The sequence below is a fragment of the Streptococcus mitis genome (genome assembly GCF_002860865.1).
Classification (GTDB): domain Bacteria; phylum Bacillota; class Bacilli; order Lactobacillales; family Streptococcaceae; genus Streptococcus; species Streptococcus mitis_AT.
This window is the reverse complement of record NZ_PKIE01000005.1, coordinates 61,928-86,532: the sequence shown is the minus strand read 5'-3', so window position 1 is coordinate 86,532 and position 24,605 is coordinate 61,928. Positions and strand designations below refer to the sequence as shown.

22 protein-coding genes and 1 pseudogene are annotated in these 24,605 nt (G+C 41.0%); 5 read left to right on the top strand and 18 right to left on the bottom strand.

What is annotated here, in order from left to right:
• Positions 1-14: 14 nt before the first annotated feature.
• Positions 15-467, bottom strand: coding sequence for a YhcH/YjgK/YiaL family protein (locus CYK18_RS08085; RefSeq protein WP_101786051.1), 453 nt, complete (start codon positions 465-467; stop codon positions 15-17).
• 25 nt (positions 468-492) lie between these two features.
• Positions 493-1,191, bottom strand: coding sequence for an N-acetylmannosamine-6-phosphate 2-epimerase (locus tag CYK18_RS08080; RefSeq protein WP_004258578.1), 699 nt, complete (start codon positions 1,189-1,191; stop codon positions 493-495).
• 252 nt (positions 1,192-1,443) lie between these two features.
• Here CYK18_RS08080 and CYK18_RS08075 point away from each other — a divergent pair, with 252 nt between their 5' ends.
• Positions 1,444-2,298, top strand: coding sequence for a hypothetical protein (locus CYK18_RS08075; protein WP_142374387.1), 855 nt, complete (start codon positions 1,444-1,446; stop codon positions 2,296-2,298).
• A 69-nt stretch (positions 2,299-2,367) separates the two neighbouring features.
• Here the strand turns inward: CYK18_RS08075 and CYK18_RS08070 are convergent, their stop codons facing one another.
• A complete protein-coding gene (locus CYK18_RS08070; protein ID WP_257960175.1) occupies positions 2,368-5,340 on the bottom strand; it encodes an SIALI-17 repeat-containing surface protein in 2,973 nt (990 codons plus the stop codon).
• Between the two features lie 563 nt (positions 5,341-5,903).
• Positions 5,904-6,884 (bottom strand): acetylxylan esterase, encoded by a 981-nt coding sequence (locus tag CYK18_RS08065; RefSeq protein ID WP_101786047.1) that lies wholly within the window; start codon positions 6,882-6,884, stop codon positions 5,904-5,906.
• 277 nt (positions 6,885-7,161) lie between these two features.
• Here CYK18_RS08065 and CYK18_RS08060 point away from each other — a divergent pair.
• Both CYK18_RS08060 and CYK18_RS08055 read left to right on the top strand, forming a co-directional pair.
• Positions 7,162-7,713: pseudogene (locus tag CYK18_RS08060) on the top strand (GNAT family N-acetyltransferase).
• A 141-nt stretch (positions 7,714-7,854) separates the two neighbouring features.
• Positions 7,855-8,769: an Rpn family recombination-promoting nuclease/putative transposase gene (locus CYK18_RS08055; RefSeq protein WP_101786044.1), complete on the top strand. Its 915-nt coding sequence runs from the start codon at positions 7,855-7,857 to the stop codon at positions 8,767-8,769.
• Positions 8,770-9,327: 558 nt separating this feature from the next.
• Here CYK18_RS08055 and recG read toward each other — a convergent pair.
• The 14 genes from recG to nrdR form a co-directional block, all read right to left on the bottom strand.
• Positions 9,328-11,343 carry an ATP-dependent DNA helicase RecG gene (gene recG / locus CYK18_RS08045; protein WP_101786042.1) on the bottom strand — a complete coding sequence of 672 codons (2,016 nt, stop codon included), beginning with the start codon at positions 11,341-11,343 and terminating at the stop codon, positions 9,328-9,330.
• A gap of 18 nt (positions 11,344-11,361) precedes the next feature.
• Positions 11,362-12,465 (bottom strand): alanine racemase, encoded by a 1,104-nt coding sequence (gene alr, locus CYK18_RS08040; protein WP_101786040.1) that lies wholly within the window; start codon positions 12,463-12,465, stop codon positions 11,362-11,364.
• Positions 12,455-12,817 (bottom strand): holo-ACP synthase, encoded by a 363-nt coding sequence (gene acpS / locus CYK18_RS08035; RefSeq protein ID WP_033681488.1) that lies wholly within the window; start codon positions 12,815-12,817, stop codon positions 12,455-12,457. Before acpS ends, alr begins: the two co-directional genes overlap by 11 nt.
• Before the next feature lie 44 nt (positions 12,818-12,861).
• Positions 12,862-13,893: a 3-deoxy-7-phosphoheptulonate synthase gene (locus CYK18_RS08030; protein WP_101786038.1), complete on the bottom strand. Its 1,032-nt coding sequence runs from the start codon at positions 13,891-13,893 to the stop codon at positions 12,862-12,864.
• Between the two features lies 1 nt (position 13,894).
• Positions 13,895-14,926 (bottom strand): 3-deoxy-7-phosphoheptulonate synthase, encoded by a 1,032-nt coding sequence (locus CYK18_RS08025; RefSeq protein WP_101786036.1) that lies wholly within the window; start codon positions 14,924-14,926, stop codon positions 13,895-13,897.
• 80 nt (positions 14,927-15,006) lie between these two features.
• A complete protein-coding gene (gene secA / locus CYK18_RS08020) occupies positions 15,007-17,520 on the bottom strand; it encodes a preprotein translocase subunit SecA (RefSeq protein WP_101786034.1) in 2,514 nt (837 codons plus the stop codon).
• Between the two features lie 145 nt (positions 17,521-17,665).
• Positions 17,666-17,956 carry a hypothetical protein gene (locus CYK18_RS08015; RefSeq protein ID WP_180948034.1) on the bottom strand — a complete coding sequence of 97 codons (291 nt, stop codon included), beginning with the start codon at positions 17,954-17,956 and terminating at the stop codon, positions 17,666-17,668.
• Between the two features lie 33 nt (positions 17,957-17,989).
• Entirely contained in the window at positions 17,990-18,337 is a 348-nt protein-coding gene (locus tag CYK18_RS11135; RefSeq protein WP_101786032.1) for a hypothetical protein, read from the bottom strand.
• 65 nt (positions 18,338-18,402) lie between these two features.
• Entirely contained in the window at positions 18,403-18,738 is a 336-nt protein-coding gene (locus tag CYK18_RS08005) for a hypothetical protein (RefSeq protein ID WP_101786030.1), read from the bottom strand.
• A gap of 83 nt (positions 18,739-18,821) precedes the next feature.
• Positions 18,822-20,132, bottom strand: coding sequence for a ribosome biogenesis GTPase Der (gene der / locus CYK18_RS08000; protein WP_101786028.1), 1,311 nt, complete (start codon positions 20,130-20,132; stop codon positions 18,822-18,824).
• A gap of 13 nt (positions 20,133-20,145) precedes the next feature.
• The gene (locus CYK18_RS07995) at positions 20,146-20,859 is read right to left on the bottom strand and encodes an NADPH-dependent oxidoreductase (RefSeq protein WP_101786026.1); all 714 of its coding nucleotides are present in this window, start codon (positions 20,857-20,859) and stop codon (positions 20,146-20,148) included.
• The gene (gene dnaI / locus CYK18_RS07990) at positions 20,856-21,752 is read right to left on the bottom strand and encodes a primosomal protein DnaI (RefSeq protein WP_101786024.1); all 897 of its coding nucleotides are present in this window, start codon (positions 21,750-21,752) and stop codon (positions 20,856-20,858) included. Before dnaI ends, CYK18_RS07995 begins: the two co-directional genes overlap by 4 nt.
• Complete coding sequence (locus CYK18_RS07985; RefSeq protein WP_101786022.1) at positions 21,753-22,922, bottom strand: DnaD domain protein; 1,170 nt, start codon at positions 22,920-22,922, stop codon at positions 21,753-21,755.
• Positions 22,923-23,396, bottom strand: a complete 474-nt coding sequence (nrdR, locus tag CYK18_RS07980) for a transcriptional regulator NrdR (protein WP_001203672.1) — start codon at positions 23,394-23,396, stop codon at positions 22,923-22,925.
• A 139-nt stretch (positions 23,397-23,535) separates the two neighbouring features.
• On the opposite strand from nrdR, the gene CYK18_RS07975 reads away from it, so the two are divergent.
• Together CYK18_RS07975 and CYK18_RS07970 are read left to right on the top strand one after the other, a co-directional pair.
• A complete protein-coding gene (locus CYK18_RS07975; protein WP_000119149.1) occupies positions 23,536-23,901 on the top strand; it encodes a GntR family transcriptional regulator in 366 nt (121 codons plus the stop codon).
• Between the two features lie 4 nt (positions 23,902-23,905).
• Positions 23,906-24,601, top strand: a complete 696-nt coding sequence (locus CYK18_RS07970; protein WP_000054197.1) for an ABC transporter ATP-binding protein — start codon at positions 23,906-23,908, stop codon at positions 24,599-24,601.
• Positions 24,602-24,605: the final 4 nt, after the last annotated feature.

Here is a 24,605-nt window from a genome sequence, read left to right as displayed (position 1 = left end):
CTTCCCTTTCTACATTAAGAAATCGCAACTTTAAAGACAACTTTTTTCACAGGTTCATCATTTATACGAACCTTGGGTTGATGTAAATCTTCTGGAAAAGTGATGAGGCATTCGCCAGCTCTCAAATGAACTAACTGTTCCACTTCCCCTGTGTATAATTCAATATCTTTCTCTTTATCATATTTTTGGGTAACGCTTACATTTTCCGGTGACGTAACAGCCATGGCTTCTTCGTTTTCCAAAACTAAATGAATATCCAAATATTTTTGGTGGGTTTCAAAGAAGGCCCCTGCTTGACCGTCCGCTAGATAAGTAAAGCAATTTCCAAACAATCGATCACAATCGATATCAATCGGACCTTCTGTTAAATTTTCTAGTCCTGTTTTTTCTAGAAAATCTATTAATGTTGCAAAATGTGGATTTACTCCCACATAAGTTTCTAAACGACTAATTTTTGTAATAATCATACTCAATCCCCCTTTCTTTATTTTTTTATTTAAGACCAGCAACGAAGCGTTCTGTAATCTCTTTTGGTCTAGTAATAGCGCCACCGACAACGATGCCTCGCACTCCATATCCCAGGATTTGTTTGGCTTGTTCTGGTGTATGGATTTTCCCTTCTGCAATGACATCTACACCAGCATCACAGAGTTTTTTGATTAATTCAAAATCAGGACCATCCACTTTTGGACTGTAAGATGTGTATCCTGATAAAGTTGTTCCGACAAAGTCAATTCCTGCTTCAACAGCTGCCAATCCTTCCTCAAAAGTACTTGTATCAGCCATCAAGAGCTGGTTAGGATATTTCTCCTTAACCTGACGAATAAAGTCTTGAATCTCCAAACCATCATAGCGTTCACGCTTGGTACAATCCAGAGCAATTACCTCTATATCAAGTTCTGCCAATTCATCAACTTCTTTCATAGTGGCAGTGATAAAAGGTTCTTGAGGTGGATAATCTCGTTTAATTATCCCAATGATTGGAAGGTTGGTAACCTCCTTGATTTCCTTGATATCACGAACACTGTTTGCTCTAATACCAACTGCTCCACCTTGCTCAGCCGCTTTGACCAGCAAGGGAATGACTCCTCCCGCTTCTGTATAAAGCGGTTCGTGAGGAAGGGCCTGACAAGAAACGATGATTCCATCTTTGATTTGTGCAATCAAGGCTTCTTTAGTAATCTGTGGCATCCTCTTTCCTCCTTTTCTTTGTTCTTATGAGGTCATTATATATCATTTATGAAGCGCTTTCAATACTTTGTAGTAGGATAGATTCCAGTTTCAAAAGTATTTTATAGAACAGCTGTTTCTGAAAGTAGTTTCAGAGAATTACGATTCCAATATTCTATAGAAATTTATTGTATCTATTAATCTGTTGAGTAGACCTATCTTTTTAAAAAGTGTATAATAAAAAACAAATATAATGATTGGATGCGACTGCTAATGGACGAACTAAAAAAGGTTATTACAGATTTAATTGGCAAAGATACTCTAAGTTCTTTCCTTCAACAATTTCCTAACTATTTTCCAATTATACAAAATAATCCCTATTTTTCAAATATAACTACAGGATTAATTATCAATACTATTTGGCAAGCTTTTCAATATAAAAATAATGATTTTAAGATTAATGATGTTATTTTAGAGGAAAAACACGTTCAGAAAAAAGACATAAAAGCTTCAATACCTCTAAGAAATTATTCATCACTTTCGAAGGGGAATCATACTTTTCCATATTTCGCTTTCTCAGAAATAGGTAATCTTCAATTTACTATAAATCAAAACACAAAATTGAAAAGTGTGAAATTAATTTATTCAATAGATGACCAACTTGAAAAGATTGATAATATTGAAAATTTGACTAATGTACTTAAATTTGAAAAATTAAAGCAAAAAAGTAGAAAAAATGAAAAAATTTTTCGTTCTGATTGCCCATTAGTATTCTCTTCTGAAAATAAATTTCGATTTAAAAATTTTCTTGTTTGCGTAGACGCAGGAAAAAAAGGTTATGATTGCTTTATCATCCAAACATTCCAAGCTGCACTATTTGAGTATTTCGTATTATGTGAAATCAATTCCAATTTAGAATTTGAAAATTTCAAAATTATTTTTCCTACGTATTCATTAAAAAATAGATTTAAAATGCAACATAGAATTATACGGTTAGATAATTTGGATTCACTAGTAGATGATTTTATCATTGATGGTAATTCATATAAAACTGGTGTACATACGCTTCATTTTAAAAATTTTGTAAAATTTTTTTACGATGCATATAACTTTCAACAATGTGACTAATTTAAAAAGAGGTAAGGTTATTTTATTTCCATTACCTCTTTCTATTTTTACAAAGCCAAATGATTAAAATTATTCTCTCTTTTTCCCCATTGCAAACAATCCAAGGAAGAAACCTATTAGTCCTAGGGAGGTAAGGACTACATTCTCCTTCTCCCCTGTACCAGGAAGTATCTGCTGAGCAAGAGTTACAGGAGAATCTGCTCCCTTATATTCTGCAAATTCATGTACAGCTACATCGGCTACATTCGTACCACCTTTGTACCTAGGGATTTCATGAACTGCTGTCTCCGCACCATTCACGCCACCTCTAAAATCTGGCTTAGCTACTGTAGGGGCTGGAGAATCTCCTAATGTGGATAGAACACCGCTGTACTCTGGAACTTCTGTAACAAGTGAGTCGTCTCCGTTCACTCCGCCTGTAAAGGCATACTGTTCAACTGTTGGAGCCGATTCTTCTCCTGAGCTTGATAATGTATCACCCATATACTCTGGCTTAGCTACGGTAGGAGCTGGAGAATCACCTAATGTAGATATAACACCACTATACTCTGGAACTTCTGTAACAAGTGAGTCGCCTCCATTCACTCCGCCTGTAAAGTCTGAAAGATGATGAATCTCAGCAACCGAACTATTGACCCCGCCTCTAAACTCTGGCTTAGCTACATTAGGAGCTGGAGAATCTCCTAATGTAGATAGAACACCACTATACTCTGGAACTTCTGTAACAAGTGAGTCGCCTCCATTCACTCCGCCTGTGAAGTCTGAAATGTGATGAACCTCAGCATCTGCACCATTGACCCCGCCTCTAAACTCTGGCTTATCTACTGTAGGAGCTGCAAAGTCACCAGATGTACCTAAAATACCAGAATCTTCTTTTCCACTATCTTTTTTTGGATCTAATTTCCCAGCTAAATCCTTATCCGAATCCTTCTTAGAAGGTTCCACTTCTTTATCTTCCACATAGACAGGATCTTTTGGTTGACCCTCAATATAAGAACGAACCCAATCCAGCTGCTCTTTTGATAAAACCAAACCACCACTACGGCTTCCTACAACACCATTTTGGTGAACTCCAATTAAAGCACCTTTATCATTATAAAGACCTCCACCAGACGCTCCAGGTTTCGTACCTCCGTAGCTAATTCCCTCTATTCCAGAACCGAAGTCTGTAGTTCCTACTACTTTGCTATATAAAACTGGACTTAGCTTGTTATCTGGAAAACCATAGACCGAAACTGAATCCCCCTCTGCAACTTTCGAAGATTGTTTTACAACCTCTACAGGAGTTACTCCTTTTACTGCTTCTTTTAACCGAACCAAAGCTAAGTCATTTTTAAATCCAAATACAGAGTCTTTCTTATTCCAATAAACAATATCATCATCTGAAAAATTCACAGACAACCCATTCGGTAAAGTTGCTTTATACACTGTATTGGTGCGACCAGATTTAGTAACTACCTCAGAACCTTTAACTGTTAAGAAATTATGAGCAACTGTTAACACCAAATTGGGTGCAATTAAAGTACCTGACCCCGACCCATCTGGCGTTTGAATGTGCGTTGTAGCATAGAAATTTTCTGAGCCATTCGGAGCTTGTAACACCTCTTTACTAGGTACAGGTAAGTTCGATTTACCACTCAAATCGACTTTACCAACTTCCGTTCTTGCAAAATCCGAAGAAGAGGTAGATGGAGTAGTTACCAAATCTACTACCGCTCTTATAATTGTATCTCCTAAAGCTAACTTACTGACATAGTCATCAGACCAAGTAGTATCACTTGCTAGTTTGTTAATTGGCACTCCGTTATAGGATACAACTTTAGCTGTTGGGGAAGTTGCTATTAACTGTTTGAAATCTGGATTTTGTCTTAAATAAAAATTCAAGCCACTTCCAACAGGACCTTCCTGAACAACCTTATCTGAAATCAAAGGAGTTCCTTTAGTATCTTCCACTCGAAGTAGAACACGACCTTTTTCTTCACCTTTTACTAAAGTAGCTCGACCTTTTTCATCAAAACTATACAAAGCACCGTCAATCTCAGACTCTACATCTTTTAAAGCTATATGATTTTCATCATAGTAGTAACGGCTTGAACCGTCTATATACCAACCCTTTATACCATATTTATCAATCATAGAACGAATCCAAGCTCTGTGCTTGGCCGTAAAAATCGTACCACCCCCAATACGCTCACTCTCAGGGGCGCTTGAAGTATTGGTTCCATGCTGGTGGATACCAACTACCTCTCCCTTATCATTAAACAAAGGAGCGCCTGAAAAACCTCCTAAAGCTGAGGAATGATAAGTGACTGCACCACTCTCTTTATTGATACTGCTCACAGTTGTGGAGACTGAATAAGCCTTACCATCTTTCAATCGAGCTTTATTTTCTTTACTTAAATTAGGAGTAGAAAAATCATTGGGATATCCTACCATAGTGATTTTATCACCAGTAGAAACCTCTTTATCACTCAACTCTCTTGGAGAGTCCTCACCACCTGTCATAGCTTCGACAGGTTTTTTAGTGATAACTACTGCTAAATCGTTGCTATAGTCTTTCCCAAAATTCTTCTCATCATACAAATGAATAGAGTCTTTTTCAAGAGACTCGGATACCCCTGATGTGGGTACTTTGTTACTCTTCTCTGTTTCTGAGTTCATCACAACATAACTACGAGCAGACTCTCCACCACGTAAGACCGCAGACTTATCCTCTTGGTTTTTATCATAGTAGTTATGAGCTACTGTTACCATCACATTCGGCGCTACAAAGACACCGCTACCTGATGCGGTTTGTTTTCCACTCGTTCCACTGTCATAAGTTGTGTAAGTCATAGCAACACCTTCTGCAGATTTACTATGAACGTCCACATCGTGAATATCGCTACCGCCTTGAATGACATCAGCAGAAACAACCCCACCACCAATAACTGGTAACTCTGGTGCAGCTAAGCCAATCACTGCGGATAGTGTCAAACAACCAACCAAACCATAAGCTTTGGATTTACGAAATTTTCCTAAACCTTTTAAACACACAAACATACATTACCTCACTTTAACTTTCAAAGTTAATTTATCCAAGTATATTCTAAAAAATAAAATATTACAGTTTCCATTAGCATAACATTCTCTACTTTGATTCTTACAATAAAAATAGCTATAGATTATTTTGTTCCTTTACAAATGCTATTTAAGTACTGTATCTACAGGAATATCGTTTTTACAAGATATTATCCTAATGAGAAAACCATCTTATACATAAACGTATATATAAATGTTCATTTGTAGCGAAACTGTATATTTTCTTATAAATTATAACATATTTCACAGACACTTTCCAATGTATTGAAATAGCTTATACCCAACTAGATAGAAAATGAATTGTTTGACACCACAGCCCAGAAAAAAACTCATACTCAATAAAAATCAAAGAGCAAACTAGGAAGCTAGCCGCAGGCTATTCAAGACACTGCTTTGAGGTTGCAGATAAAGCTGCCGTGGTTTGAAGAGATTTTCGAAGAGAATGAATTTCAAAGAATATATGAACTAGAATATTTGCTGACTAGACTCTGTACAAAAAGAGAGCTACTAGACTCTCTCATTCCTCACTTCACATACTTAAAAGGGATATCACTACCACAAAGCCAGTTGTAGACTTGGTCGTTGACAAAAACATTCATGGCTTCATGAGCATACTCTGGCATGATACGATAGGCCTTATCGCAGGTCAAACGATTGTAAATCGCAAACTGGGTAATAGGATAGCAAACATCGTCATCCAAGCCAGTAATCATCTTAACTTCACCCTTGATACGATGAGCGAGATTTTTCACATCGATATAGGCAAGGGTAGCCATGATTTCCTCCTCAGTTTCATGGAAGGGATCATGGAACTTGAAATAACGGAACAGTTCGTCGTAAGCCTCGCTAGTATTCCCAATCTCAAGCACTCGTCTAAAGTCTGACAAGAAGGGATAGATGGCAACTGTTTTCTGAATTCGAGGATTGAGCGCTGCTGCAACTAGAGCTAGAGCCCCTCCTTGCGAGGCACCATAACTAGAAAGTCTCTTCTCATCTACCTGTGGCAGACTGGCAATAATCTCAACCAACTGGTAAATATCCAGATAAACATCCTTATAAAAGAGATGATCCCGACCTTCCACAGCACCACGGATGATATGCCCCTTAACGGTATTCCCTAAAGGAGAACGCAAGCCGTCTTGCGAGTAGCCTGACTGGCCCCGCACATCCATGGAGACAACACCGTAACCAGATACGGTATAGGCCAACATGTCGGCCCAGTCCCAGCCACGTCCCATATAACCATGGAAATGGAAGATTAGAGGAACTTTTTCCTCACTCTTTGGAAGAACGACGCGCGCATAGACCTTACCTTCATGGGTTCCTTCAAATGTTAACTCATAGCACTTGACTTGAGGAATGCAGAAATTTCTTTCCTCCAAGTGGTAGGCTGGAAGAGTTGAAACTTTTTTCACTTCCCCATCCCAGAAAGCATCAAAGTCTTCTGGAACCTCATCTCGCCCTCTATAAGTCTTGATTTCTTTTAACAAAGCTGGATTTTTCATAACATGCTCCTTTTTGTAATCGATACCATAACTGTAGCATATCTAAGAAAGCAATGCAAGAAAGAAGGGTAAATAGAAAGTGAATTTAGCTTTTTCCTTCAAGCCTATCGACTGAAAGTCTAATAAATTGAATCTAGAATAGTACCAATCAACTTCTAAAGTATTTTTAGAAATTAATGTGAATGCCACAGTTGATTTGTCTACAGTTTATCTCGATATACTATAGTTTCAATGGAGATTGAATAGAGAATCACACACCAGAAAGCGAGGTAACATCATGAAAGCAATAGGTACGCAAATATTACAGACAAACCGTTTAATCTTGAGAAGATTTGTGGAGAGTGATGCGGAAGCCATGTTTCAAAATCGGGCTTCGTCTGCTGAGAATCTGACCTATGTTACTTGGAATCCCCATCCTGATGTTGAGGTCACTCGAAACTCAATTCGTAATTGGGTTGCTTCCTATGCCAATCCCAACTATTACAAATGAGCCATTTACCTCAAAGAAAACCCAGAGCAAGTGATAGGAGATATCAGCATCATTGAGATGAATGAGGATGATTCCAGTTGTGAAATTGGCTATGTTTTAGGAAAAAACTATTGGAGTCGTGGTCTTATGACAGAGGCCTTAAAAGCTATCTTAGACTTCTGTTTTACTCAAGCAGGTTTTCAAAAAGTCAAAGTACGATATGCCAGTCTCAACCCAGCTTCAGGTCATGTTATGGATAAGACTGGAATGTCCTATCTAAAGACTGTTGCAAATGGGGTAGAGAGAAAAGGCTATATTGCGAACCTTATTTATTATCAGATAAACTGGGAGGACAGATAATCTTAAAATTTATTGCTTGTCCGCTGTTCTTATTTTTTATTTACTATTTCATTTATCCTCTTTTTTCCGAATAAATAGATAGAACCATCGAATCTAGCAAAATTAGATTTTAAAATATGGTATAATAGAAGGAGGGAATGGATGATTCTCAGACATCCGGGCATCAGCCCAACCAATGACTTGGTTGCTAAGAAAATCTTCAGCAATCCAGAAATCACTTGTCAATTTATTCGCGATATGCTGGACTTGCCAGCCAAAAATGTAACCATTTTGGAAGGGAGCAATATTCACGTCTTGCCTTCCCTGCCCTACTCGGCCCAGGATTTCTATACTAGCATAGATGTCTTGGCGGAGTTGGACAACGGCACACAAGTTATCATCGAAATACAAGTCCATCATCAGAATTTTTTCATCAATCGCCTGTGGGCTTACTTATGTAGTCAGATCAATCAGAATCTTGAAAAAATTCGCCAACGTGAAGGTGACACTCACCAGAGTTACAAACATATCGCTCCTGTTTACGCCATTGCAATTGTGGACAGCAACTACTTCCAAGATGACTTGGCTTTTCACAGCTTTAGTATGCGCGAGGACACGACAGGTGAGATCTTAACTATCACAAACAATGGACAGGAACACCATCTAGTCAAGATGGCATTCTTGGAACTCAAAAAATACAGAGAAACCAGCAAAGACGAGGTTCGTAAACCGTGGTTGGAGTTTTTCGGGAATAAACCCTTTACCCAGGAACCCGAGCGAGCCATCAGTCAGGCAGATCAACTGCTAGACTACAAGAGCTGGTCCGAGGAGGACAGGAAAATGTTTAGTCAACTACGTATGCGCGAAGAACAAGCGTTATTGGCGCAGGACTATGCCTTGGAACAAGCTAGGGCGGAAGGTATCGAACAGGGACTGGAGCGTGGGAAAGTTGAAGGGAGTTTGTCGACGCTATTAAATCTAGTCCGTCAAGGTCTTTTGCCTTCTGAAGTTGCCAGTCAACAGTTGAGTATGACTGTCTCTGAGTTTGAAGAACTATTGAAAGAGCATCATAAATAAGAACTAAAAAATATAGAGAAACCAGAAAAGACAAGGTTCGCAAGCCGTGGTTGGAGTTTTTGTAAATCATTTAATCAATGACAGATTTTTCCGTAATAGATGGGAGAATCTGTTTTTTTAGTTATGCTAGATGTGGGCTCTGAAATAGTAAGATATAGTGTATTGAAATAAGATATGAACAAAGAAATTAGGAAAGTCAAATTATAGTTAAATGAAATAAAAACTGAACAAATTGATTGCGGAATTCAAGCTAATTTCTAGCAATGTTTTAGAAAACTCGGTGGACTATTTCGGATTCAATCTACTATAATTTCTAGAAATTTTTTAGAATCCGCAGTGTGCTATTTTAGATTCAATAAATTGTGCTTTTAGAAACAAAAAAAGAGCATTTCCGCCCTTTTCTCCTGTTCAATCTTATTTTGTTGCTTCTTTCTTTTGGAAAGTGGTTTGGTAATTTACTTTAATCGTTACTGTCATGTGAGAGTCCTCGTTTCTTTTTGATGACTCTAGTATAAGGGGCAAACCTGAAAGCTAGCTTAAGTTTTCCTTAGAGAAAGCTTAATCTAAATGTTCTTTCTTCTCCAGATGAAGAGCTATCATGCGCCATTCTGGATCCTCTTGCCAGCCTTCAATAGAACTAATGTAGCTAGCAACCTTTCTGGCTTCTTCTAAAATCGGAAAATCTTCGATAATATCAGCCACTTGGAACTCTGGAAGACCTGACTGTCTGGTTCCAAAAATCTCACCTGAACCACGCATTTTCAAATCTTCCTCAGCAAGAACAAATCCATTGGTCGTTTCTGTCATGATGCGCATGCGGTCTTTCCCAGAATCAGTCTTGGGATTGGCAACGAGAACTGCATAAGACTGCTTATCTCCCCGACCCACACGACCTCTGAGCTGGTGAAGCTGGCTGAGCCCGAAGCGGTCAGCATCCATGATAATCATGACAGTCGCATTGGGAACATTAACCCCGACCTCGATAACTGTCGTCGAAACCAGAATATCCGTTTTTCTCTCTTTGAACTCCTGCATAATCTGGTCTTTTTCGTCACTCTTCATCTTACCATGTAGAAGAGCCACCTCTGCCTTGCCTGCAAAATGAGCCGTCAACTCTTCTGATAAGGCAATGGCATTTTTCAAATCCAGAGCTTCTGATTCTTCAATCAAGGGAGAGATGACATAGGCTTGTGAGCCTTTTTGAATTTCCCCCTCTAACCAAGTCAAGACCTGAGGTAGTTGCTCATGCTTGATCCAGCGTGTCACAATAGACTTCCGTCCTGCTGGCATCTGGTCAATAATGGAAACATCCATATCGCCAAAGGCTGTGATCGCCAAGGTTCTTGGTATGGGAGTCGCTGTCATCATGAGAACATCTGGATTGTCACCTTTTTCTCGTAGGATTCTTCTTTGTCCCACACCAAAACGGTGCTGCTCATCGATGATAATCAAGCCAAGACGAGCATAATCTACCCCATCCTGAATCAGAGCATGGGTTCCAATAATCAAATCAGCCTCACCCTTGGCAATAGTCTCCAAGACTTCTCTCTTTTCTGCAGCTTTCAAGGAACCTGTCAAAAGAGCCAGTTTCAAGTCTGGAAAAAGGTTCTGTAAACTCTCAAAGTGTTGCTCTGCAAGGATTTCTGTTGGCACCATGAGAGCAGCCTGATAACCAGCTGTCACCGCCGCAAACATAGCCAAACCAGCGACTACCGTTTTCCCGCTCCCCACATCTCCTTGCAAGAGACGATTCATGTGGTGATCCGACTTCATGTCAGTTAAAATTTCCTGCAAACTCTTTTCCTGAGCTGGAGTCAGGGCAAAAGGTAGGCTTTCCTTGACTGTTGTCACTTTTTCCTTAGACCAATTCAGAACCAGACCACTTCCCTGAACTCTATTTTCAGACTTGAGCGTCTGCAACTGCATTTGGAAATAAAAGAGCTCCTCAAACTTGATACGGCGAAGAGCCTGCTTATATTCTGCCAAATCCTTTGGAAAATGCATAGCTCGGACTGCCTGACAACGGGACATGAGTTTGTATTTGTCCAGCAAAGACTGGGGAAGATTTTCTTCTATCAAGAGGTCCAGTCCCTGATCAAAAGCCGTTTTGATGACCTTAACCAAACTGGCCTGACTGATTCCCTGAGCCAAGCGATAAACAGGTTGGAGGTCATCTTCCACCTGAGCTAGGACCTTCATCCCAGTCAGACTAGCCTTGGCGCGGTCCCATTTTCCAAAGACAGCAAGGGTTGCTCCCAACTCTATCTTATCAGCTAGATAGGGCTGGTTAAAGAAATTCACCGCAAAAACGACTTCTCCCTGCTTGAGGCTAAAACGCAGGCGATTACGCTTGAAACCATAATACTGGACACTAGCAGGAGTCACGACTTGACCAGATAGGACTGCCTTCTCCCCGTCCTCTAGTTCCAATACTTGCTTGGTTTTGAAGTCTTCATAACGGAAAGGAAAGTAGAGCAAGAGGTCTTGCAAGTTTTCAATTCCTAGTTTGGCGTACTTCTCTGCTGACTTTGGTCCCACACCAGGTAAGACATGCAAGGGTTGATGTAGATTCATGCTCCACTCCTTTCTTTTCTAATAATATTCTCTCGGAATACGGTCGCTGAGAAGACAAACCACCTCATAGTTAATAGTCCCACGGTAGGCAGCTACCTGAGTTGCTGTGATTTCCTTGTCACCGTTGGAGCCAATCAAGGTTACTTTTGTTCCTAGCGGATAAATCTTAGGCAAGCGAATGGTGATTTGGTCCATAGAAACCCGTCCGACGATTGGGCAAGCTTGGCCATCTACCAAGACAGTGAAATTCTGCATATCTCGTGTCCAACCATCCGCATAGCCGATTGGTACCGTCGCGATGACTTGCTCGCTATCCGCTTGATAAGTTGCTCCATAGCCCATGCAAGCTCCAGTTGAAACTGTCTTGACATGAACCAGAGCAGATTCCAAGGTCAAGGCTGGTTTCAAGTCATAGGGTAAATCCAAGACCTCTCCGCTAGGATTCAGGCCATACATGGCATCTCCCATACGAACCGCATTGAAAATAGTCTCTGCATGCCAAAGAGTCGTTGCCGAATTACTGGCATGAACCAAGTCTGGAAGACCTTTCATACTGGCCAAAATAGTTTTAAACCGTTCTAACTGTTCATTAAAGTAGGCATTTGATTCCTCGTCTGCAGTAGCAAAGTGGGTAAAAATCCCTTCAACACGAGCACCGTGTTGTTGGAGCAAGTCGTGAGCCTGATCAGCCTCACAACCCTCTCGAAAACCAATCCGTCCCATTCCTGAATCAATCTTGAGGTGAACTGTCAATCCAGTTAGGTCCGCTTCCTTATCTAAGAGTGCTTTAATCCACTCCAGTCCAGCCACTGTCAAGGTGATGTCGTATTCTTTAGCAAGAGAAACAGCTTCGATTTCAGAAACTCCTAAAATGAGGATTCGCTTGCTGAGTCCAGCCTGTCTGAGTTCAAGAGCCTCATCAATATTGGAAACGCAAAAACCATCAACATCATCTTGAATCGCCGTCGCAACAGCAACAGCCCCATGCCCATAGGCATTAGCCTTGACTACTGCAAATTTGAGCGTTCCTTCAGGGATATGAGCCCCCATTTGCTGAATATTTTGTCGAATAGCTCCCAGATGAATCAGAGCCTTAGTTGGTCTATGCGGACTAGCTTTCATGATTTTCCTCCAAAATGACACTGGCTGTCACAAACTGATCTGTGTGGCTGATAGACAGCCAAATCTTTCCTGAAAATGGTGACTGACTAAAATAAGGAGCCCCGCGTTCATTATTCAAGACTTCCAAATCCTGAAAACCGAGCTTGCCAATACCAGTTCCCATGGCCTTGGAAAAGGCTTCTTTAGCCGACCAGCGACCAGCCAAATATTCTATTTGCCTGCGCCCTTTAAGACTGTTAAACCTTTCCATTTCCTTAGCGGTCAGCACGCGCTTAGCAAAACCTTCATGTCGTGTAACTGCGCTTTCTATCGAAGCCAATTCTTCAATGTCAATTCCGTGTCCAACTATCATTCTCATCAAAAGGAGTTGAGATTCCCCAACTCCATCCTTTTTACTTATTTTGTCAAGGTAGCATAGATTTCTTCTACCAAAGCCTCTGTATTTTCCAAACCTAAGCAAGGGTCGGTAATAGAGCAACCAAAGACCTCTGGTTGGTTTTGACGACCATCTGCTAGGTAAGATTCAATCATAAAGCCTCGAACCGTCTTTTTGATTTTCTCGTTCCAATCACGATTTTGCAAGGTCTGGCGAACAATTCGAATCTGTTCCATATATTGCTTGCCTGAGTTATCATGGTTGGTATCGATGAGGATAAAGGGATTTTCAAGCCCCATTGTCTCATAACGTTCAATGGCATTTAGCAAAGTTTCATAGTAAAAGTTAGGCTCATTTTTCCCATATTCATTAACTGCGCCACGAAGGATGACGTGGGCCAAGGGATTTCCTGAAGTCTCAACTTCTTGACCATGGAAGAGGAAGGTCTGTTTGTTCTGAGCGGCATAGATGCCATTAAACATGACACCCAGATTTCCAGAGGTTGGATTTTTCATACCGACTGGGGCATCAATCCCTGAAGCCACAAAGCGGTGCTCTTGGTCTTCCACAGAACGAGCTCCTACAGCATGGTAGCTGACCAAATCATCCACCAAGACCAGATTTGACGGATAAAGCATCTCATCTGCCGTTGTCAAACCAGTCTCTGTAATCACGCGGTAGTGCAACTGGCGCACAGCCTGCAAGCCGTTAATCAGGCTTGGAGCCTTAGAGGTATCTGGTTGGTGAACCAAGCCTTTATAGCCGTCTCCGTTGGTGCGAGGTTTAGCTGTATAAACACGCATAACCATGAAAATCTTGTCCGCCACCTTCTTCTGCAAGGCAGATAAACGGCGGGCATATTCCAAGACAGCCTCTTCATTATCAGAAGAGCAAGGACCAATTACCAAAAGGATACGGTCATCTTCTCCTGAAATAATGTCTGCCAATTCTCTATCACGACGATCCTTTAATCGCAAGGCTTCCACAGACAATTGAGTTTCTGCCTTGATTGCTTCAATATCGATTTCTTGACCTTTTTCAATAAATGCCATCTTATTCTCCTAACGTTTGGTAGATTTCTCTGACGAGGACTTCCGTATTCTCCCAGCCTAGGCAAGGGTCCGTGATAGACTTGCCAAATACTTCTGGTTCATTTTGACGGCCGTCTTCTAGATAAGACTCAATCATAAAGCCACGAACGTACTGCTTGATTTTTTCATTCCAATCACGATTAATCAAGGTCTGACGGACAATTCGAATCTGGTCCATATATTGCTTACCAGAGTTGTCATGATTGGTATCTACAATGATAAAAGGATTTTCCAAGCCCATTTTCTCATATTGGGCAATGGTATCCATCAAATTATCATAGTAGTAGTTAGGAATATTCTTACCATACTCATTAATTGCTCCACGAAGAATGGCATGCGAAAGCGGGTTCCCAGTTGTTTCCACTTCTTTTCCTAGGAAAAGGAAACTTTGTTTGTTTTGAGCAGCATAAATCCCATTAAACATAACATTGAGATTTCCAGAAGTTGGATTTTTAAAACCAGTCGCAAAATCTGCCCCGCTTGCCACAAAGCGGTGTTGCTGGTCTTCAACTGAACGAGCACCAACTGCCATGTAAGAAATCAAATCATCCACAAGCGGAAGATTTTCAGGATAAAGCATTTCATCAGCAGTCGTCATACCTGTTTCCGTGATGACACGATAGTGAAGATGGCGAACTGCTTTGATTCCGTTGATAAGACTAGGGGCTTCTGCTGTGTTAGGCTGGTGAATCAAGCCCTTATAGCCATCTCCGTTGGTACGGGGTTTGGCAGTGTAAACACGCATAACCATAAAGATACGGTTTGCCACTTCTTCTTGCAAAGCTGCCAAACGCTTAGCGTATTCAAGAACAGCTTCTTCATTGTCAGATGAGCATGGCCCTATTACCAAGAGAATCCGCTGGTCTTCTCCACGTATAATGGCTTCTAGCTCTTGATCGCGCTGAGATTTTCTCTCTAAAGCTTGGCCTTCTAATTTTGATAAAGCACGAACTTCTTCAATATTAATTTTAGGACTTTTTGCTGTAAATACCATAACTCATCTCCTTATAAATCAAACGGATACCAAGTAAAAATTTACTTTTCACAAGGTATCCGCCTCTAAACTATCTCATTTTATTGTCTTTTACCGTGACAGTTTTTAAACTTCTTACCAGAACCACATGGGCAAAGTTCATTCCGTCCAATCTGACTCAAATCCAAATCTTCTGGTATATTTGCTTGGTGTGCAGCGATATTGCGGGTCGCTGTTGTACTGATATGGTGTTCTGCTTGTGGTCTTTCTTGTTCATGAATTTGTGCTTTCATCATCAAGCGTGTCACATCAAACTCAATCGAACCAATCATATCATTAAACATACGGAAACCTTCCGCCTGATACTCAACAACAGGGTTGTTCTGAGCATAGCCACGAAGTCCAACCGCGTTACGCAATTGATCGAGGGCATCGATATGATCTGTCCACTTGTTATCCACCACTCGTAGAATCAAGACTTTTTGGAATTCTTTAACTGCTTCTTCATCGCGTAGTTTTGAAACCTGACTATCGTAAACCTGCAAGGCACGTTGGAAGAGTTCTTCCTTAATGGCCTTATCAGACAAGCCTGACAAATCTTCCATCGTAATAGAATCTTCTGGAAGCAAGTTGTACTTAGCAAAGTTCAAAATTGCCTCTAGTTTTTCATCTTGTTTGGCACGCGCATGACCATCAACGACACGACCAATCGTGCGTTTAATCATAGACTGAATTTCAGGTGCCAAGTCACGATCTGCAGTGATAACGTCGTAACGTTGAGCGTAGATAATCTCACGTTGTTCACGCATGACGTCATCGTATTGAAGGACTTGTTTACGGGTATCGTAGTTATTTCCTTCGACACGTTTTTGAGCTGCTTCAACCTGACGCGTCAACATACGAGATTCAATGGCCTCTTCAGACATGTTCAAGCGTTCAAAGATTCCCTTCAAGCGTTCAGAACCAAAACGTTTCATCAAGTCATCTTCAAGAGATAGGTAGAATTGTGACTCACCTGGGTCTCCTTGACGACCTGAACGTCCACGAAGCTGGTTATCGATACGACGGCTTTCATGACGTTCTGTACCAATAACACAAAGTCCACCCAATTCGCGAACCCCTTCACCAAGCTTGATGTCAGTACCACGACCGGCCATGTTGGTTGCGATAGTAACGGCACCACGTTGACCAGCATTCATGATAATTTGAGCTTCTTTATAGTGGTTCTTAGCATTCAAAACTTCGTGAGGAACGCCAGCTGCGACCAATTTCTTAGATATGTAATCACTGGTTTCAACCGCTACTGTACCAACCAAGACAGGCTGACCTTTTTGGTAACGAGCCTTAACATCTTCGACAACCGCCTTAAACTTAGCCTCGATACTTGCATAAAGAAGGTCTGAGTGGTCAATACGTTGAACAGGACGGTTGGTTGGGATTGGAATAACACGAATGTTGTAAATTTCACGGAATTCTTCTTCCTCAGTCTTACCTGTACCCGTCATACCAGACAATTTCTTGTACATACGGAAAAGGTTTTGGTAAGTGATTGAGGCAGATGTCTTGGTCTCATCCTGGATTGGCACACCTTCTTTAGCTTCAATAGCTTGGTGCAATCCATCAGAATAACGACGACCTTCCATGGTACGACCTGTAAATTGATCGACAATCAAGATTTCTTGCTCTTCGCTCACCACATAGTCAATATCGAGAAGCATGATGTAGTTGGCACGAAGGGCGTTATCAATAAAGTGAGTCAGAGCTACGTTTTCGATGTCATAGAGGTTTTCAAGTTTGAAGTAGCTTTCAGCCTTATCAATCCCTGAATCAGACAAACCAATAGTCTTAGACTGCACATCGATGATGTAGTCGTCTTTGTCCAAAGATTTCACATAGTGGTCTGCCATGTGGTAGAGCTGACTAGTTTCAACCGCATTAGCACCTGATACGATCAAAGGTGTACGCGCCTCATCAATCAAGATTGAGTCAACCTCATCGACCAAGGCATAGTTAAGCGGACGTTGTACCATGTTTTCAGCGCGAACGACCATGTTATCACGAAGGTAGTCAAATCCGATTTCTGAGTTGGTTGAGTAAGTAATATCACACTCATAGGCTTCTTTTTTCTCCATTGGAGATTTGGCAGCCAAGTTAATCCCTACTGACAAGCCAAGCCAAGAATACAATTCACCCATCTCAGTCGCGTCACGTTCTGATAGGTATTCATTGACCGTAACTACGTGAACCCCTTTACCTGAAAGGGCATTGAGGTATACCGGCATGGTCGCAGTCAAGGTTTTTCCTTCCCCTGTACGCATCTCTGGCACGTCACCATGGTGAAGAACGATTCCCCCCATGACCTGAACCTTATATGGGAAGAGACCTAGGACACGTTTAGCACCTTCACGGACAACCGCAAATGCTTCATAAAGCAACGAATCCAGTGATTCTCCATTTTGATAACGTTCTTTAAATTCAACTGTTTTTGCTTTTAGTTGGTCATCTGTCAAAGCAGCCATTTGATCTTCGTATTTGAAAACCTTGTCGGCCATCTTTTCCAGACGACGGATTTCTCCTTTATCATTTTCGATAATTGTTTTTAAAATATTAGCCATGTTTTTCCTTACTTTAAATTCCGAATATTTTAGAATGTTCTTTTAATTTTAGCACAATTACTGATTATTTTCAAGGAAGAATCCCCATTTTGAAAAGGAAAAAGAGGCTAGTTTCCAAGCTAACCTCTCTGACTTTTATGATGCTTTAATTGCCAACAAAAATCGGCAAAATCGCAAATAGGATAAATAGATTTATCCAAAGAGAAAAACAGCAGATCAATCCAAAAACAAAGAGACTGACTTTCTTGGACAGCAAGGCCATCAAAATCGACAGAATTCCAAAAACTAGTAAAACTTTCTGCATGATTAAGAGATTGATAGATATTCCCAGAACTGGTTTATCCCAAGGAACAAAGAAGAAAGCAATCCAGATCAACAGAACTAAACCAATATAGACCTTAGAATAGCGTGTAATAAATGATTTTAGACGTGCCATAAGCTACCTCCTATAAATAAAAACCGATATAAATCAATGCCTTTCGCCTTTAGATTGTCCAAGTTCCCGTCTCAAGCGAAACATGTTTTTGAAAAAGATATAGTCTAACCAGTCACTGCCTAGAGATAAGACTATCAGAAGCAACCAAACACCCCAATCACTAGCATCTGATACATAATCTAGAACAAAAGGGAAAAATAAGAATGAAAAAATTGTCATATCCATGCTAAACAGAGCTAAAAGGGAAATATAAATCCAGTAAAAATAGTATAAGATGGGGAAAATTTTACTGTTTCTGTCAGCATTGTCTATCCAATAGAAAAAACATAAACAAGGAAATAAGAGTATTAAATGAAACCAATTAAACGACAGTTTCATCATCGACACCTCCTCTTTAAAATTGTTTTCTTTAGTTTCGTTCTATTAAATGTTATTACCAATATAAATCAATGCCTTCCACCTTTAGACTTTCCTAGTTCTCGTCTCAAGCGAAGCATTTTTTTGAAAAAGATATAGGTTAACCAAGAACTGGAAAAAGCAATGAGTAGTAATAATAGCCAAATCCCCCAAGACTTGATGTCTGCCACATTTCTCAATAGGATATTGAAAAACAGGACTGAAAAAACTGTCCAAGCAAGGCTAAAAAGAGCATAGAGGGTGATGTAAATCCAGTAAAAATAGTAAAAAATTGGGAAAAATTTACTATCTCTATTGGCCTTTTCAATCCAGCTGAAAAAGTAAAACCAGGGTAATAAGATTAACAATTTAAACAAATGTTTCATCACCAGCCCCTCTTTTTGATAGCGTTTTCTCCAACTTCATTCTATCAAAAAAATCTGGAAATGTCATTCCAGATTCTACTTTTTTATTTACGTTTTCTTGCGATGAGATGGATTGGTGTTCCTTCAAATACAAAGGCCTTGCGGATTTGATTTTCCAAGAAACGCAGGTAAGAAAAGTGCATCAGTTCTTCTTCGTTGACAAAGATAACAAAGGTTGGTGGTTTGGTTGCCACTTGGGTAGCATAGAAAATCTTGAGACGTTTTCCTTTGTCTGTCGGTGTTGGGTTGATGGCAATAGCATCCATAATCACATCGTTCAAGACAGCTGATGGAATACGTGTGTTTTGACTTTCACTGATTTGCTTAATCATCTCAGGAAGTTTGTGGAGACGTTGCTTGGTCAAAGCGGATACAAAGATAATTGGTGCGTAAGGCAGGTATTGGAACTGCTCACGGATATCTTCTTCCCAGTTTTTCATAGTGTGGTTGTCTTTTTCAAGTGTATCCCACTTGTTGACCACGATAATCATCCCTTTACCAGCTTCATGAGCAAATCCTGCGATACGCTTATCGTATTCACGAATACCCTCTTCCGCATTGATGACCATCAAGACCACATCTGAACGATCAATAGCTCGCATAGCGCGCATGACAGAGTATTTCTCGGTATTTTCATAAACCTTACCAGACTTACGCATACCAGCTGTATCAATCATGGTAAACTCTTGACCATCTGTATCTGTAAAGTGGGTATCAATGGCGTCACGAGTTGTTCCAGCAACTGGACTGGCAATGACACGGTCTTCTCCCAAAATAGCGTTAATCAAGCTTGATTTTCCGACGTTAGGACGACCAATCAGGCTAAACTTAATGACATCCGGATTTTCTTCTTCATATTCATTTGGAAGATTTTCTACAATAGCGTCTAGCACATCCCCTGTACCAATCCCATGGACAGATGAGATAGGCAGTGGTTCACCCAAACCGAGGGCATAGAAATCATAGATATCATTTCGCATCTCAGGGTTGTCCACCTTGTTCACTGCGAGGATAACTGGTTTGTGGGTCTTATAAAGCTTACGGGCTACGTATTCGTCCGCATCGGTAATTCCTTCCTTACCAGACACGACAAAGACGATAACATCTGCTTCGTCCATGGCAATTTCTGCCTGGTGCTTGATTTGTTCCATGAAAGGAGCATCGACATCATCGATTCCTCCTGTATCAATCATGCTAAACGAACGATTGAGCCACTCACCCGTTGCATAGATACGGTCACGTGTCACTCCTTCGACATCTTCTACAATGGAGATTCGCTCACCAGCGATCCGATTAAATAGGGTTGATTTCCCAACATTGGGACGTCCTACAATGGCAATAGTTGGTAGGGCCATAATTTCTCACTTTCTACAATAACTTCTTCTGTTCAAGATTTTTTCTAGTTGAGCTTGGTTCAGCTTGTCCAAACTGTTCTGCTAGGCGCTGACTCCAGCTTGTTGTCGCACGCGCCCCAGCATAGTCTGCCTGTACACGGTCATAAGCCTCAATCACATCAACTGTTTGCTCCTCATATTCTTCCTCAAATACCACTTGATGCAATGGCAAGCGAGGTTTGACTTCATGTTCCTCATTTGGCACACCTAGTGCCATCCCAAAGACAGGATAGGTGTAGTCAGGCAGGTTAAAAAGCTCTGCCACTTCTTCTGACTTGTAACGCACCAATCCAATGATGACACCACCGTAGCCCAAACTTTCAGCAGCCAGCAGGGCATTTTGACCAGCAAGAGCTGCATCGACCGAACTAATCAAGAGACCTTCCACACCTTGGGGTTGGAATGTATCGGTATGGAGTCGTGCTCCCTTTTCTGCTCGGTTCAAGTCCCCGACAAAGAGAAGAAAAACAGCTGACTGGCGAATGGCTTCTTGAGGCACCAATTCATACAAGGCATCTTTCTTCTCTTGACTTCGTACCACAATCACAGAGTAGGATTGGAAATTCTTCCAAGACGAGGCCATTTGGGCTGCTGTCAGGATTTCAGTCAAGTCTTCCTGAGGGAGGGCTTGCTCTTTAAATCTTCGAACAGACTTATGAGCTTTCATCAGTTTAATCGTTTCTGTCATCGACGGTTTACTCCTTCTAAACGAGTCTCCTCAGCCAAATAACGGATGCGTTCCATGACGCGTCTGGCTTCCCAGGTTTCGTCATTTCCATGTTTCCCTTTAGCGAAATGCTGCTCCAATTCTTCAAAGTTGAAGTTGGAGGTGAAAAAGGTCGGTAAATTTTCCTGCATCCGATATTGGAGAATGACTTGTAGGATTTCATCCCGCACCCAAGCTGTTGATTGCTCGGCACCAATATCATCTAAAATCAGGACTTCAGAAAGCTTAATCTCATCCACCAAGGTCTTGACATTGCCATCACCGATAGCATTTTTGACATCTATGACAAAGCTAGGATAGTGGAGGAGAGTTGATGAAACACCACGTTTTTCTGATAAATCATGGGCTAAGGCAGCCACCATGAAACTTTTACCCACACCAAAGTCTCCATATAAGTAAAGACCTTTTCGAATAGTTGGATATTGTTCCACGAAGGCTAATAGCTTTTCAAAAACTGGCAAGCGACCCAAATCATCCAAGTCTACTTGAGCCAAACTAGCTTGCTTGAGACTGGCTGGCAGATTGATTAACTTGAGACGGTTCTTAATAGCCGCTTCTTTTTCCGCCGCGATTAGTTCAGGAGTTTCTTCGTAAGAAACATCCGCATAACCATGATTCATAACCAAAATCGGCTTGTAGCCTTTGGCAATATAATCCGTATCACCACGGAGAAATTTGTCACGCTCGGTGATATATTGATTAAACTTGGAGATACTGCGATTTAATTCCTCTGGAGTCAAGGATTCTTGCTGGATAAAGGCCGCAACATCAGGGTCCTTCATGATTTTCTGGACCAAATCTTGATAATGAAAACGGCTAGGCTGACGTTTGAGTACGTCTCCGACACTTTCCATCTAATCTCCTCCTTTTTCTAATCGAGCTAATAGTTCTTGTTTCTTACGTTCTAGTTCCAGACGAGTTTCCTCGCTGGTTTCATTCTTATAATCTGGATTGCTCCACTTGGGTACATTGGACTTGGCAGGACTGGGTTTACTAGCCTTTTGAGCCTGATTCTTCTGCCCTCGCTCACGGATTCGTAAGACTGCCTCTTCTGCCGAATGAATCTTTTGATAGGCATAGTCATTGGCTACCTTCATGGCATATTTCTCGTTGATGTTTGCCGAATCCACCTTATTAAAGGTCAATAAGAGAATGATATTGATGACTTCGTCCAGCAAGCCCAAGCCAGCCATCTGTTGCAAGAGCTCTCTTTCTGTTTGGGTAATGGTCCCCTTGCGTGTTTGCTTGATTTCTGACAAGAACTGCAAGGCCGTTTTACTTTTGGCTTCTTTGATAATGGTTGCTTCCTTAGGACTAAAGTCAGAGGAAATCGGTTTTTGAGCTATTTTTTCCCGCATGCGTTTGGTTGAAATAACCTGGGAAACAGCTGTTGACTTGGCCAATTGATAAGTTTCAAACCAAGTCCATTTCTTCTCCTCGGCGATGGCAAAGAGGTTTAAGACATCGGACTGCTCATCCGCAAAGCGAAGCCCATCTCGAGCCATAAGCTGACGAAAATGGTCCAAGTCAAAATCGTTGGCCACTTTCTTCTTGAGACCAAGGTCTTCTTGACTTCCCAGTTCTGCCAAATCTGGAAAGACTTGATTGAGTGAGACAGTTATTTCTTCACCATCAGCACTCTCAACTTTCAAATCCTCCACAGCTGCATCGCCAATCTTTTTCTCCAAAAGTCTGCGATAAACAGAATGTTCCAAGAAGTCCTGACTAGACAGAGGAGCATGGAGGGCTAGCTGATAAACCTCCCCCTTTTGATAGAGGGTCAAGAGATTGAAAGCAGATAGGATTTTCAAGGATTTTATCAGTCTATCCATCCCAAAGTTGAGATGATTGAGAATACTTGAAAAAAGGTATTCTTTTCTGCCATTGTCCCAAAAACTGATTGTATAAAGATAAAGGCTCAGTGCCTCCTGACCGATAATCGGGAGGTAGCACTGTACCAGAGATGAGGTATCTTGCGACACCCGATTATTCTTTAGATAAGAAAAACGGTCAATTGGCTTCATTTATCTTTCCTTTTTCTTTTTAGAGGACTGGGTGATTTGTTGGAGCAAGCTCTCTAACTCACTGACATCCTTAAAACTACGATAGACACTGGCAAAACGTACATAGGTAATCTCATCTAACTCAGCCAACTCCTCCATGACGAGTGAACCAATGTCCTCACTTTGAATTTCATTTTCATTTCGACCACGGAGTTTCTGTTCGATACGATTGACTACCATGTTGATTTCATCACTTGACACAGGACGTTTCTGGGCTGAGCGGATAATCCCATTAAAGATTTTATCTCTGGAGAATTGTTCCCGTGTGCCATCTTTTTTAACAACCACTAAGGTTCTTTCTTCTACTCGTTCGTAGGTTGTAAAACGGTGCTGGCATTCATCGCACTCACGTCTTCTACGAATAGTGTTCCCTTCTTCTGCTTGGCGACTATCGATAACACTTGACTTGGTAGCCCCACATTTTGGACAACGCATCCTTTCCCTCCTTATCGTTTTCTTTTCATTATACCATTTTTTAAACGATTCCCAAAACAATTCTTCTTTTTGCTTGACAAGTTTTTTGTTTTGTTGTATTATTTAATTAAGACAAAAGGATAAAAGAAAGGAGACCAAGATGTCCTGGACATTTGACAACAAAAAACCCATCTATTTACAGATTATGGAGAAAATCAAGCTTCAGATTGTTTCCCATACACTGGAACCCAATCAACAACTTCCAACCGTAAGAGAGTTAGCTAGCGAGGCGGGTGTCAATCCAAACACCATCCAAAGAGCCTTGTCAGACCTCGAACGAGAAGGATTTGTCTACAGCAAGCGAACAACTGGACGATTTGTGACAGAGGATAAGGAGCTAATCGCCCAATCACGCAAACAATTATCGGAAGAAGAATTGGAACACTTCGTTTCCTCTATGACCCATTTTGGCTATGAAAAAGAAGAACTACCAGGCGTAGTCGGCGATTATATTAAAGGAGTTTAAGCCTATGTCATTACTAGCATTTGAAAATGTATCCAAATCATATGGAGCAACCCCAGCCCTTGAAAATGTTTCCCTTGACATTCCAGCTGGAAAAATTGTCGGTCTCCTTGGGCCAAACGGCTCAGGGAAAACAACGCTGATTAAACTAATCAATGGCCTCTTACAACCAGATCAAGGACGTGTCCTTATCAACGATATGGACCCAAGCCCAGCAACCAAGGCCATCGTGGCTTATTTGCCTGATACGACCTATCTCAATGAACAAATGAAGGTCAAAGAAGCCCTAACCTACTTCAAGACCTTCTATAAAGATTTCAATCTTGAACGCGCCCATCATCTACTTGCAGACCTAGGAATTGATGAAAATAGTCGTCTCAAGAAATTATCAAAAGGGAACAAGGAAAAGGTACAACTGATTTTGGTTATGAGCCGTGATGCTCGTCTCTACGTTCTAGACGAACCTATTGGTGGGGTGGATCCAGCAGCCCGTGAGTATATCCTCAATACCATTATCAACAACTACTCCCCAACTTCTACCGTTTTGATTTCTACCCACTTAATTTCTGATATCGAGCCAATCTTAGATGAAATTGTCTTCCTCAAAGATGGAAAAGTCGTCCGTCAAGGAAATGTAGATGATATTCGCTATGAGTCAGGAGAATCCATTGACCAACTCTTCCGTCAGGAATTTAAGGCCTAAGCAA